Annotated in this window: 14 protein-coding genes; 13 read left to right on the plus strand and 1 reads right to left on the minus strand. The window is 32.8% G+C overall.

The features are described from left to right. Nucleotides 1–135: 135 nt before the first annotated feature. The 4 genes from MG290_RS01550 (at nt 136) to MG290_RS01565 (ending at nt 4,188) form a co-directional block, all read left to right on the plus strand. On the plus strand, nt 136–1,326 hold the full coding sequence (locus MG290_RS01550) for a pyridoxal phosphate-dependent aminotransferase (RefSeq protein WP_264562166.1): 1,191 nt from the start codon (nt 136–138) through the stop codon (nt 1,324–1,326). Nucleotides 1,327–1,415: 89 nt separating this feature from the next. Beyond that, a complete protein-coding gene (locus MG290_RS01555; RefSeq protein ID WP_264562167.1) occupies nt 1,416–2,216 on the plus strand; it encodes a hypothetical protein in 801 nt (266 codons plus the stop codon). A 91-nt stretch (nt 2,217–2,307) separates the two neighbouring features. Continuing rightward, nucleotides 2,308–3,573, plus strand: coding sequence for an aminotransferase class I/II-fold pyridoxal phosphate-dependent enzyme (locus tag MG290_RS01560; protein WP_257498828.1), 1,266 nt, complete (start codon nt 2,308–2,310; stop codon nt 3,571–3,573). Nucleotides 3,574–3,603: 30 nt separating this feature from the next. Then, nucleotides 3,604–4,188 (plus strand): hypothetical protein, encoded by a 585-nt coding sequence (locus tag MG290_RS01565; RefSeq protein ID WP_264562168.1) that lies wholly within the window; start codon nt 3,604–3,606, stop codon nt 4,186–4,188. Nucleotides 4,189–4,264: 76 nt separating this feature from the next. Here MG290_RS01565 and MG290_RS01570 read toward each other — a convergent pair whose 3' ends face one another. Beyond that, entirely contained in the window at nt 4,265–5,023 is a 759-nt protein-coding gene (locus MG290_RS01570; RefSeq protein WP_264562169.1) for a copper resistance protein NlpE, read from the minus strand. 144 nt (nt 5,024–5,167) lie between these two features. Between MG290_RS01570 and guaA the strand changes: the two genes are divergently transcribed. The 9 genes from guaA to MG290_RS01610 all read left to right on the plus strand — a co-directional run bounded on the left by guaA (nt 5,168) and on the right by MG290_RS01610 (nt 13,275). Continuing rightward, entirely contained in the window at nt 5,168–6,700 is a 1,533-nt protein-coding gene (gene guaA, locus MG290_RS01575) for a glutamine-hydrolyzing GMP synthase (RefSeq protein ID WP_264562170.1), read from the plus strand. A gap of 60 nt (nt 6,701–6,760) precedes the next feature. Continuing rightward, complete coding sequence (rlmF, locus tag MG290_RS01580; protein ID WP_264562171.1) at nt 6,761–7,642, plus strand: 23S rRNA (adenine(1618)-N(6))-methyltransferase RlmF; 882 nt, start codon at nt 6,761–6,763, stop codon at nt 7,640–7,642. A gap of 82 nt (nt 7,643–7,724) precedes the next feature. After that, a complete protein-coding gene (locus MG290_RS01585; RefSeq protein WP_264562172.1) occupies nt 7,725–9,638 on the plus strand; it encodes a LysM peptidoglycan-binding domain-containing protein in 1,914 nt (637 codons plus the stop codon). Then, the gene (locus MG290_RS01590) at nt 9,638–10,042 is read left to right on the plus strand and encodes an OsmC family protein (protein WP_264562173.1); all 405 of its coding nucleotides are present in this window, start codon (nt 9,638–9,640) and stop codon (nt 10,040–10,042) included. Before MG290_RS01585 ends, MG290_RS01590 begins: the two co-directional genes overlap by 1 nt. Nucleotides 10,043–10,111: 69 nt before the next feature. Continuing rightward, a complete protein-coding gene (locus tag MG290_RS01595; RefSeq protein WP_264562174.1) occupies nt 10,112–10,315 on the plus strand; it encodes a hypothetical protein in 204 nt (67 codons plus the stop codon). Between the two features lie 46 nt (nt 10,316–10,361). Beyond that, on the plus strand, nt 10,362–10,460 hold the full coding sequence (locus tag MG290_RS14840) for a putative quorum-sensing-regulated virulence factor (protein WP_413614613.1): 99 nt from the start codon (nt 10,362–10,364) through the stop codon (nt 10,458–10,460). Between the two features lie 154 nt (nt 10,461–10,614). Then, nucleotides 10,615–11,910 (plus strand): tyrosine-type recombinase/integrase, encoded by a 1,296-nt coding sequence (locus tag MG290_RS01600; RefSeq protein ID WP_264562175.1) that lies wholly within the window; start codon nt 10,615–10,617, stop codon nt 11,908–11,910. Between the two features lie 325 nt (nt 11,911–12,235). Beyond that, nucleotides 12,236–12,829, plus strand: a complete 594-nt coding sequence (locus tag MG290_RS01605; RefSeq protein WP_264562176.1) for a terminase small subunit — start codon at nt 12,236–12,238, stop codon at nt 12,827–12,829. After that, the gene (locus MG290_RS01610; RefSeq protein WP_264562177.1) at nt 12,829–13,275 is read left to right on the plus strand and encodes a Hint domain-containing protein; all 447 of its coding nucleotides are present in this window, start codon (nt 12,829–12,831) and stop codon (nt 13,273–13,275) included. The genes MG290_RS01605 and MG290_RS01610 overlap by 1 nt, the downstream gene beginning before the upstream one ends. The last annotated feature ends 2 nt before the right edge of the window (nt 13,276–13,277 follow it).

The raw sequence follows: 13,277 nt of genomic DNA on the forward strand, positions 1-13,277 counted from the left end.
TGTACTTTGAAATTTCACAAAAATACTTAAATTATATAGGTTAGCCTTTATTTTAACTAAATTTAAACAAATAAAAAAAGAGGTGTTTTGTTTGATATAAAAAACTAAATTTGCAAATCAAATAAACTAAACATCATGCCTAGAATTTCACATAAAGGCTTGCAAATGCCAGAATCACCAATAAGAAAATTGGTTCCTTTTGCCGAAACAGCAAAGAAAAAAGGAAATAAAGTGTATCACTTAAACATTGGTCAACCCGATATTAAAACGCCAGAGGTTGCCTTAAACGCTGTTAAAAATGTCGATATCTCTGTGCTAGAATATAGTCATTCTGCAGGTTTTGATTCATATAGAGAAAAGTTGGCTGCCTATTATCAAAAGCAAGGACTGCCTATTAATAAAGAAGACATCATTATTACCACGGGAGGTTCAGAAGCATTGATTTTTGCAATGGGATCTACAATGGACGAAGGAGACGAAATCATTATTCCGGAACCTTTCTATGCAAATTATAATGGATTTTCAACGCAAAACGGTGTGAAAGTAGTTCCAGTAATGTCGGGCATTGAAACAGGTTTTGCATTGCCACCAATTGCCGATTTTGAAAAACTAATCACTTCAAAAACCAAAGCAATATTAATTTGTAATCCAGGTAATCCTACGGGATATATGTACAGCAAAGAGGAAATTCAGCAATTGGCAGCATTGGTTAAAAAACACGATTTGTTTTTAATTGCCGATGAAGTTTATCGCGAGTTTGCTTATGATGGATTCGAGCATTTTTCTGTAATGAACGAAGAAAGTATTGCTCAAAACGCTATCATGATTGATTCTGTATCAAAACGTTTCAGCATGTGCGGTGCCCGTATTGGTTGCATTGTTTCAAAAAATAAAGAATTAATGGCAACGGCTATGAAATTTGCACAAGCACGTTTATCGCCCCCAACTTATGCCCAAATTGCTTCAGAAGCAGCTTTAGATACGCCGCAATCGTATTTTGATAACGTAATTACAGAATATAAAGACAGAAGAGATACCTTGGTAAACGCACTAAATGCTATTGATGGCGTTCAGGTTTCCATGCCAAAAGGTGCTTTTTATTGTATCGCAAAATTGCCAGTTGCAAATGCAGAAGATTTTGCAAAATGGCTATTAGAATCGTATGATTTAAACGGCGAAACTGTTATGGTTGCACCAGCTGCAGGTTTTTATTCAACACCTGGTGTTGGTTTAAACGAAGTGCGATTGGCTTATGTTCTCAATAAAGAAGACTTAATTAAATCTGCCGATATCATTAAAGAAGCATTAAAGGTTTATAATGCATAAAAAATTGAAAACCCTCATGAAGTTAAACTTTTTGAGGGTTTATTATTTCTGTCTGCTTTTTTTTATATTTGATAAATTATAATTCAACAATGAAATACAATCCGTTTAAAGTTATTCTTTGGTTGCTGTTTTTAACATGGGTATTGTTAAACAGTGTGCGCCTGTTTATTTACGGTTTTGTAATCAGTTTTATAATTGTAATTATAGACCGCGCTTTTTTTGGTACACGAAAAAGATCCGACAAACAATTCGTGAATTTATTTTGCACTTTTACAGTAATTGCTGCCATTTGCTACACCTTTTCACCTTATTTCAGGTCGTTAGAATTTAAAATTTCGCATCCAAAGTGGAACAAACTAGAAGTGGTGTCTATTCATAAAGAAGAAACCAGAAAGGTATCCACGCCGCTTAATTTCCTAGAAATGATTTATACACCAGTTGCAATTCACTATGTAGATGAAAAGGGTGCTGAACAAATCAAAAATGAAAAAATTAAACACTATGCCATAGTGGGGGTAGAACCTTTTTTTAGTAAGCAGATTATTGAAAAAGAATTAGAATATATCCACGAAAGAAGTTTAAATAAACTTATCGATAAAAAAGCGGTCAACTTGTACCAGCATCCGCTGAAAGATAAAATGAAAATGTTTAAAGGCAACGACGCCTTTGCATTAAGGCATTCTATTGGATTTCAAATTGCGTTGCTGCTTGCATATTTATTAGCCATTACGCTCTCAATTTATACAATTTTTAATTATAGAAAACTCAAAAAGCACATACGAAGCGCATCAACTAAAGAACGTAAAACAGCATGTATCATTTTATTTATTTTATTATACAGTTATGCAGTGGTGGCAATTACAATCATTCACTATTTAAAATTTAAGTAGTGTTAAAGCAATCATTTTCAAAACGTTAATAAATAAAATATTTTACATTAAAAAAATCACTACATTTGCACGGTTAAAAAAACAAATAAAAATGGTTAAAGATTTATTTGAAAGAATTCACGATAATAAAGGTCCATTAGGAAAATGGGCCTCACAAGCAGAAGGTTATTTTGTATTTCCTAAATTAGAAGGAAAGTTAGGACCAAGAATGCAGTTTCAAGGGAAAGAAGTGTTAAACTGGTCTATAAACGACTATTTAGGTTTGGCTACGCACCCTGAAGTTATGAAAGCTGATGCCGATGCAGCAGCAGAATTTGGCGCAGCATACCCAATGGGAGCTCGCATGATGTCTGGGCATACAGATTGGCACGAAAAATTACAAGATGAATTAGCCGCTTTTGTACATAAAGAAGCCGCTTATTTATTAAATTTTGGATACCAAGGAATGGTATCTACTATCGATGCATTGGTTACTAAAAACGATGTAATTGTTTATGATGTTGATTCACATGCGTGTATTATCGATGGTGTACGTTTGCACATGGGTAAACGTTTCACTTACAAACACAACGATGTGGAGTCTTTAGAAAAAAACTTACAACGTGCTACTAAAATGGCTGCCGAACAAAACGGAGGTATTTTGGTGATTACCGAAGGTGTTTTTGGTATGCGTGGTCAGCAAGGAAAACTAAAAGAAATTGTTGCTTTAAAAGAAAAATACAATTTCCGTTTGTTGGTTGATGATGCACACGGTTTTGGAACTTTAGGAAAAACAGGAGCAGGAGCAGGAGAGGAGCAAAATTGTCAAGACGGTATTGATGTGTATTTCTCTACTTTTGCAAAATCTATGGCTTCAATTGGTGCATTTATTGCTGCCGATCAAGATATTATCGATTATTTAAAATACAATTTACGTTCGCAAATGTTTGCCAAAGCACTACCAATGATTTTGGTTAAAGGTGCATTGAAACGCTTACAGTTGTTGAGAGAAAACCCTAGCTTAAAAGATACATTGTGGGACAACGTAAACCGCCTACAAAATGGTTTAAAAGACCGCGGTTTCAATATCGGTGATACCAACACCTGCGTAACACCTGTTTATTTAGAAGGATCGATACCTGAAGCAATGATTATGGTAAACGATTTACGCGAAAATTATGGCATCTTTTTATCAATTGTGGTATATCCGGTTATTCCAAAAGGAATCATCTTATTGCGTGTAATTCCAACCGCGTCACATACCTACGAAGATATCGACCAAACATTGGCTGCTTTTGAAGCTATAAGAGGAAAATTAATCGATGGAACTTACAAAAAAATCGCTGCAGAAACTACGGTTGATATGGAAGCGCAATAATTAATTCTTAAAAAAATAACACTATAAATTATGAAAAAAGTTGCACTAATGTTTTCACTGCTTGCAGGCATTATTGGAAACGCACAGACCACTTATCCCGAGTCATCGGATATGGTTTTCAACAAAAAAAATGAATTGCGCATAGGTACAATAAGATTGTTAACTGGAAATTCATTCGATTTAGGTTACGAAAGAATTATTGACAGAAACCAAAGTTTTGGTGCAAATATGCTTATTGGCTTTGGAAGCAATCAAGATATAGCTTATACAGAACAGCTTTTCTCAATATCACCTTACTACCGATTCTATTTCAACAAAAGTCAAGAATACGGTGCAAAAGGGATGTTTGTAGAAGGTTTTGCAGATTTCTATTCTGGTAGAACTTATAACTACTTTAATAATTATACAATAGATCCTTATGGAAACTATTATTATTATGAAAGAAAAGATGATTACTTTGACGTTGCAGCAGGTTTTGCTTTAGGTTGGAAGTGGGTAAACACTATTGGTTTTGTTTTCGAAATAAAAGCAGGTTACGGTAGAAACCTTATGGATGAAAACCCTAATGCGTCTGGTATTTTTAGAGGCGACTTTAGTGTAGGATATAGATTTTAATAAAAAAAGCTGTTCGATTGAACAGCTTTTTTTTATGATTATCAATGAGATAGTTGTTTTTTTAGCAGAAAAACAACTATCTTTTCTTATAAGAACCTTTATACGGAACAAAACGAACGGTATCGTTACATTTAAAACGCAAAGAATCTTTTGAAACATTTTCAAACAAAACATGAGCAGCTTTCCGAGTGAAAACAATGCGTAAATCGCCCAAACTATCATTCAACTTGCTGTTTAATTGCAGATTTTTATCTAAAACAGCTTTAAATGAGGTTTTGCAATTACTCAACGAATCCAATTTATTGTAGTGCGAAAAAACCAAATTATAGTTTTCTTTTTTCAAATGTTTTATATGCAATTTGTTGTATAAATTCAATGTATCGCCCACCCAATAAATACCTTCAATATTTTCAGGCTTAAAGGTTTTGCGTTTGTGCAACACGTAATCATTTGCAAATTCGCCGGTAACTTCTTTTAAATCGCTACCCACACGCAAAATTTTATTGTAATCTTTAATCTTGAAAAACAATTTTTCTCTGTCAAAAGTTGCCGTAAAAATACTATCGTTTAGTTTCCAAGTGCCCACTTTGGTAACCGGCAATTCATTTCGGTCTTGGTAATAAACCGTTCGCGAAATGGTGCTGTCGCTATAAATTCTTACAGATGATTCAATTCCAGGACAATCCGGACAAGGAATTACGCCTTCAAACGAACTGCTAAAAATGGTGTCTAATAAATCCGGCCGAATAAAAACTTTTTCTTCTTTCTTTTCTGTGCAAGAAAAAAAAGCAGGTACAAAAGCCGCAGCAAGAAGTAAATTCTTAAAAGAATTCATAAGCAAAACAATTTTTTATCTTTTTGTAAGTTTAACAAAAATAATTCCATTATTTATCAAAACAAAAAAATAATGGTAAAAAAGGCATAATATATTTTAAAAATGCAAGATTTAGGTTATTTTTGCACAAACACAAACAGCACAATGACACAAGGTATTATTATTTTAGATTTTGGTTCGCAATATAACCAGTTAATTGCCCGCCGAATTCGAGAATTTGGAGTTTACACTGAAATTATTCCCTACAATGCACCTATTAGCGAAATAAAAAAACACGATCCCAAAGGAATTATTCTCTCTGGCGGTCCTTCGTCTGTTTTTGGCAGTGAGGCTGCTTTAGTGGAAAAAGAATTGTTTGAAATGGGAGTTCCTGTTTTGGGAATTTGTTATGGAATGCAGTTGATCTCGCATCTTTTGGGTGGCGAAGTGAAGAAAGGTGTAAAAGGCGAATATGGAAAATCTGAATTAACCGTATTAGCTGCTAATAGATTATTTAACGGAATTCCTGATAAATCTACCGTTTGGATGAGCCATTTTGATGAAGTGGAAAAAGCACCAGAAGGTTTCGTTGTTTCAGGAAAATCGAATATAGAAATTGCTGCTTTGGCAAACGAAGCCAAAAGTATTTATGCGGTGCAGTTTCACCCCGAAGTAACCCATTCTGAATTTGGATCTAAAATGTTAGAAAACTTTGTTTTTGATATTTGTAAAGCAGAGAAAAACTGGGTTTTAAAAGATTTTATCGAAACCGAAATTCAACGAATTAAAGAAGTGGTTGGCGATAAAAAAGTTATTTTAGGGCTTTCGGGCGGAGTTGATTCTTCGGTTGCAGCTGTTTTAATTCATCGTGCCATTGGCGACCAATTAACGTGTATTTTTGTTGATACAGGTTTGTTGCGCAAAGACGAAGGCAAAAAAGTAATGGAAAATTACGGCAAGCATTTTCACATGAACATTAAAATGGTTGATGCTTCGGAACGTTTCTTAACCAATTTAAAAGGAATCGATGAGCCTGAAGCAAAACGCAAATCAATAGGGCGTGACTTTGTGGCTGTTTTCGATGAAGAATCTCAAAAATTTGGCGATGCATCATTCTTGGCACAAGGAACAATTTATCCTGATGTTATTGAATCGCAGTCGGTAAAAGGACCATCGGCAACTATAAAATCTCACCACAATGTGGGCGGATTGCCAGAACACATGAAATTGCAATTGTTAGAACCTTTGCGCGAATTGTTTAAAGACGAAGTGCGTAAAGTGGGTGTTGAGTTAGGTATTCCGCGCGAATTGGTTTACCGCCATCCGTTTCCAGGACCAGGATTAGGAATCCGTGTTTTAGGTGAAGTTGATGCCGAAAAAGTGAGAATTTTGCAAGAAGCTGATCAGATTTTTATCGATGAGCTTTACAATCATAATTTATACGACGAAGTTTCGCAAGCTTTCGTAGTATTGTTACCAGTAAAATCGGTAGGTGTAATGGGCGATGAGCGTACGTATGAATATACAGCGGTTGTGCGTTCGGCAAACACTATTGATTTTATGACGGCAACTTGGAGTAAATTACCTTACGAATTTTTAGAATTGGTTTCAAACCGAATCATAAACGAAGTAAAAGGTATTAACCGCGTTGCATACGATATAAGCTCTAAACCACCAGCAACAATTGAGTGGGAATAATAAATTACAACAGCCTTAAAAATTAACTTTAAGGCTGTTTTTATATAAGATAGTTTCTAAATGAATCATTCAAAAGATAAATTGCATCCTAGAAGTTTTCACAACAAGCCTTATAATTTTCAGGAATTGATTGTAAAAGTTCCCGAATTAAAACAATTCATTGTAAAAAATCGAGAGGGAATTGATACCATTTTGTTTGCTAATCCAAAGGCAGTTTATTATTTGAACAAAGCTTTACTGCTGCATTTTTATAATTTGAATTTTTGGGATATTCCCAATCAAAATCTGGTGCCGCCCATTCCGGGTAGGGCAGATTACATTCATTATGTAGCTGATTTATTAAAGGCTGATGATTCTAAAAAAACATCTATTTTAGATATTGGCACAGGTGCAAGTTTGGTGTATCCGTTAATTGGAACTTCGGTTTATCATTGGAATTTTGTTGCAACCGATATCGAGCCAAAATCAATAGAAATTGCTCAGAAAATTATTGAGAAAAATCCGCATTTATCTTCAAAAATCGAATTAAGACATCAATCTAATCAAAAAAAGATACTTTCAGGAATCATTACTAAAAATGATTATTTTGACGCTGTGATGTGCAATCCGCCATTTTTTAAATCGAAAGAAGAAGCCGAAGCACAAACGCTTCGTAAATTAAAAGGATTAGCTAAACGCAAAACACCCAAACTGATTCATAATTTCTCGGGTAAAAACAACGAATTGTGGTGCAAAGGCGGCGAATTATCTTTTGTGTTGAATTATATTAAAGAAAGTTTTCTGTTTAAAACACAAGTGGGTTGGTTTAGCAGCTTAATATCAAACGAAAATCATTTGAAACCCTTACAAAATCAACTTCAACAAAAAGCAAAGCGCATAGAAATAGTGCCCATGATGCAGGGCAATAAACGAAGCAGAATTTTAGCGTGGAGCTTTTCATGAAATAATAAATCGCACATTAAGAAGTCAAATTATTAAATATTTGATGGTGCAAAAAAGCCTATTTGTTTTTATATTTGTTTTTATGAAAAGAATATTATTAACATTATCGGTTTTGTTTGGTGCAACAACTTTGTATGCACAAACAGCTACTACAACACACACTGTTGCAAAGGGCGAAACAGTTACACAGATTGCAAAAAAATACAATACCACCAAAAATGTTTTGTTTTTATTGAATCCGGAAGCAGTTGATGGCATCAGTGAAAATCAAATATTAAAAATACCAACCACAGCGGGTGTTCAGCATACTGTGCAACCGAAAGAAACCATTTATGGCATCTCAAAGCAATACAATATTGCCATTGAAAAATTATACGATTTGAACCCTGGTTTAAAGGAAAATGGTTTAAAGATTGGGCAATCTTTAAATTTAAGTGGTGTTCATTCCAATGCGTCATCGTTAAAAAACGTTGCCAGCACAACAGTAATTGTTGAAAAAGGCGAAACTATTTACGGAATTGCCGTTAAAAACAACACAACGGTTTCGGTTTTGTATGAATTAAATCCGGGGCTGTTAGAAAATGGTTTAAAGGTAGGGCAGGCGATTAATATTCCTGTTTTCATTGATAATAAAGGTACAATGATTATTGATGAGTATAAAAATAGACCTTTAAAAGTTGAAGGAACTAAACGTAATCCTAAAACCATTGTTGTTCAACCCAAGCAGACCATTTATAGTATCGTGAAATCCTACAATGTTTCACAAGAACAATTAATGAAATGGAATCCCGAACTTATCAATGGTTTAAAACAAGGAACCACACTAATTGTGGGTTATGAATCGGATAATAGCATCCCAAATAGTAAAATTCCTAATACAGTTCCTTTTGAAAACAGCGTTTTTTCTACAAAAAAAGGAATCGATTTAACGTTGCCAAACGATGGTTCAACTAAGGAATTGGTTTTGTTGTTGCCTTTTAATACAGTAAAACATCATTTTAATAACCCATCGATACATCAAAATATTAAAGAAGACGTGTTTTTAAACATGACTTTAGATTTTTATTCGGGTGTAAAGCTGGCAATTGAACATTTAAAAGATAAAAATTATAATTTAAACATCCGAATTGTAGATTCTAAAGAAACAAAACGAGCACTTGATGTAAGCACTTTAAAAGATGATTTCGATTTTGCTGCAACCGATGTAATTATTGGGCCATTTTTTCAAAAAAATGTTGATGCTGTTTCCGAAGCTTTTAAAAACCAGCACACTATTGTGGTTTCGCCACTTTCTACCGACAAAGGTAAACCGTATCCTCGCCAAGTACACACCATGCCAAACAGCGATATGGTAAAAAAAGAAATGCTTGAATATTTGCTTTCTAAACAAGAGCGAATCATTGCCATTACCGACGGAAAGAATACAAATGCCAACTATTTTGCTACGAATTTTCCTACAATTACCTCGTTAAATGTGCTAACAGATGAAAAAGTAAGTCCAACGATTTTAAGAAATTTACTGTCAAAAGAGCAAACAAATTATATTCTGTATGATGCCAATTCGTTAACCACAACGGTAGAGCTTTTAAACACACTGAAAACATTGCAAAAAGAGTTTATAATTCAGTTGGTAACACTTGAAAAGTTAGAGGTATTAGATTCTTCAGATGTAGCCATTAATGATCTAATTGCTTTAAAATATACCTTTCCATCAATTACAAACGATGCCGAAAATTCCAAGAAAAGCAAGTTTATAAACACCTATCGAACTGCTTATGGAAAAAATCCGAGCAGGTTTGCCGTTCGTGGATACGATGTCACCTACGATGTTATTACCCGCATGTTTGAATCTGAAGAAGATACTAATATTTTTGATTACGGATCGCAACAAGTTGAAAACAAATTTGCATACGTGAATGAAAATGGTGGTGTTTATAACAATGCAGTTTACATTTTGCAATACAATGAAGATTTAACTCTAAAAGAAGCTCAATAATGCCTACAAGTACAGTTGTTTACAAAGGAACATTACGCACCGAATCGACCCATTTGCAATCGGGTACAGTTATTATAACCGATGCCCCAACCGATAATCATGGCAAAGGCGAAGCTTTTTCACCAACAGATATGGTTGCCAATTCACTGGCAACGTGTATGTTTAGCATTATGGGTATTAAGGCAAATGCTATGAATGTTCATATAGAAGGATCCACAGCCGATGTTACAAAAATAATGCAAGCCGAACCTAGAAAAATCAGTGAAATAATAGTGGTTTTAAATATGAAAGGAGTTTCCGATGAAAAAAACCGAGTTATTTTAGAGCGTGCAGCAATGACCTGCCCAGTTTTTTTAAGTTTGCACCCCGATATTAAAAAAACCATAAATTTTAACTGGAACTAATTTCTGGGTCATGTAATTGTAAGGTTTTATAAAAATGCGTACATTTAGGTGAACCTTAAATTAAAAAATATGCTATCAGAAGAAGAAAAAGAAATCATTCTTTATGATCTTACTAAAATTATTATTGATCAAAAAGAAGAAAAAAATTATCATTCAATAGAAGATTTAGACGAAGAAGATTTACACAGATTATCAATTTTGCAAAAAGTGCATCCTGATAAATACCTATTCGCAAGAGCTCTAATTGAAGATAATTTAAGAGCAAGTGTTTAATGTAACACTTTAATTAAAAAACCACAATGTGTTCATTTATAATCAAATGGAAAATCAAAATAAAGAATTGTTAGATTTAGCACATACAAAAATGCCCTTTGGAAAATTCAAAGGGTATTCTGTTTTTGTAATCCGTTATAATTAATTGGTTTTCACTTTATTTATATAGTATATAAGTTCTTACGGAATTTGTAAACGAATAATAAAACGTAAAAAAGCATTAAAAAAGAAATATAATAGTGCAAATTGATTGCAAATAATTTTAAATTTGCAATGACCTTAACCCGCTATATATTGTTATGATAAGTGCCGAAATAATTATTGATGATAGACGAAAAACCAAAAAAGGATTTCCAGTTAAAATAAGAATATACGATTCTTTAGAAAAGGAGAATTCCCCCCATAGATATATTCCCTTAAAAGTTTACCAAAATTCCAAAATACTTAAACTAGATAGTTTTTTAAAAAGACGATACCTTGATCTTGAAAAAGAAATAGATTATTGTAACAAAAATAATTTAAGGTTAAACCAAGCGTTCGATATTATTCTTAACGGCATTCCATTAGATGATATTGAAAGTGAAATAAAATTGTTAGAATTTAAGCTCGAACAATTATACAAGAAAAGTTCTATCAAAAATAAAAAAGGTTTTTTGCAATTTACCCAGGAATTAATCAAAGAAAGAAAGCTTTTAAATAAAGATGTAAAAGCTCATACTACTATTTTAAATATTCTTAAAATATTAATTGAACCAGAGGAGGATTTTGCAATAAACGATTTAACAAAAGAGTTTCTTATCGATTTAGAAATTAAGATGTCCGAAAGAGGTAATAAACCAAAGACTATAAAAACATATTTCACATATTTAAGTTCAATTTACAAAGAAGCGCAATCCAGAGAGTCTTTAAATATCAAGAAAACAAATCCTTTTTATAAAATATTTATTCCTGAACGAAGAAAAATTGAATACGAAATCAGTATCGAAGATTTATCAAAATTAGTCAATAGCGATTTTAAAGAGGTTTCTTTAAAAAATATTACGAGAGTTAGCACGGTAGAAACCATAAAAAGAGATATTGATATTTTTCTTTTTCAATTTGCTATCGGCGGTCATGACTTCATTGATGTAGCTAATTTGAAATGGAACAACATAAAAAAAAATCGTTTGGTTTTTCATCGTACTAAAAACAGAAATAAAGTAAGCCCAGTAGAAGTGAGTGTTATGTTAAGTGATTTTGCTAATGATGTAATTGAAAAATATGGAGATAAATCATCAGAACGTATTTTTAGCCATATTCCAGATCCTAATGATGATTACGAGATTTATCATAATTTCTTAGCAAGACTTAATAAGTCAAGATTTAAAAAAGCAACCCAGTACCTAGGTATTGATACAGATATTAAAACAAAAGCACCGAGGTATTTATTTAGAACAATAGCCGGAAACCTTTTAATAAATGATTTAATCATTATGAAAATTCAAGGGCATAAACCTCAGGGCATGACTTTTGGGTACCAAGGAGCTATAAATCATCAAGTACAAGATCGTGAACATAAAAAAGTATTAGACTTAGTTTTTAATTCTATAAAATAATGTCAATAACTTTGTTAGTTATTATCTTGCTTTGTAAAATATATAAAGTACTTTTGAAGCATTCATCAACAATCATGGATTAAGGTGATCTAGGTTAAGCTATAAAGAGGGGGTGGTTCCCCTCTTTTTTTAAAATTTTATTAATATCTTTTCCTGTCATAAATTTTTAGTAATTAATTTTTGTAAAATCCTTTAGTACTGCTATACTAAAGGATTTTTTAATTTACTAAATGTCAATAACTCATTTGGCATTTTCTTCTCACTCACAAACATATATTTTACTTTAGATATAGTTTTTTTTCATAATAAATTTTTAAGGTTAGTAATGAGTAATAAACCTCTCACAGTTAAACAGGAAGCTTTTTGCCAAGCGTATATGCGTTTAGGTGATAAATCTGCTGCTTACAGAGAGGTTTATTCTTGTTCTAAGATGAAGCCTGAAACTATTCATGAAAGAGCATCAAGGTTGTCAAAAGAGTACAAGGTTAATGCAAGGATAGATGAACTACAATCAAAAGCGAGAGAAATTGCAGAAAAAGAATTTCAAATCACGCACAAGGAAATATTGAACCATCTTAATATTTTGAGAAAAGCTAGAATAGATGATTATGTTGTTTTGGAATATCGAGAAAGTACAGAACTTGATGATGATGGTTTTCCGCGTACTAGTAGCTACCCAGTGCTAAAATTTAAGCCTTTTGATGAACTAACAGAAGAACAACTTATGTGTATCGAAAGCATTAAAGAAGGTAAGTACGGACTTGAATTAAAATTACATGGTATTGATTGGTCAATTGAAAAAATATGTAAACATCTAGGCTTCTATGAAAAAGACAACAAACAAAAAGCAATCAACATATTTAAACAGGAAGACCGCCAAAGCCGACTAGAGCAATTAAAAAGCAAACTTAAAGGGTAATGTTAACCGATGCCGAAATATTAGAAATGGAACAACTTATCAAAATTGAAGAGTTGAACATTTTACCGAAAGAAGTTAACATAAACTATAAGTATTTAAAAAAGCAGTTTGAAGATCAAAAGTATGTTAACGAACAATTAGTCGCTGGTTCAAAAGGCGTAGTATTAGAAGGGGGGGCGCGTTGTTTTAGCCCTAATCAATTAGTTGTAACAGAATACGGTAGTAAGCCGATTAGCGACATTGAAATTGGAGAACGTGTTTTGTCATTTAATCATTCCACAAATGAAACGGAATTAAAAAAAGTATTAGACAAAATTCCTCAAAAAAATGTAAAAAAATGCCTTGAAATAACATTAAAAGATGGAAGTGTTATAAGGTGTACTGAATCACATAAATTTTTTTATAAAGGTGAGTATTTAGCAATTAAAGATATTTTGAATTTATAGTT

The organism is Flavobacterium sp. CBA20B-1 (genome assembly GCF_028473145.1).
Classification (GTDB): Bacteria; Bacteroidota; Bacteroidia; order Flavobacteriales; family Flavobacteriaceae; genus Flavobacterium.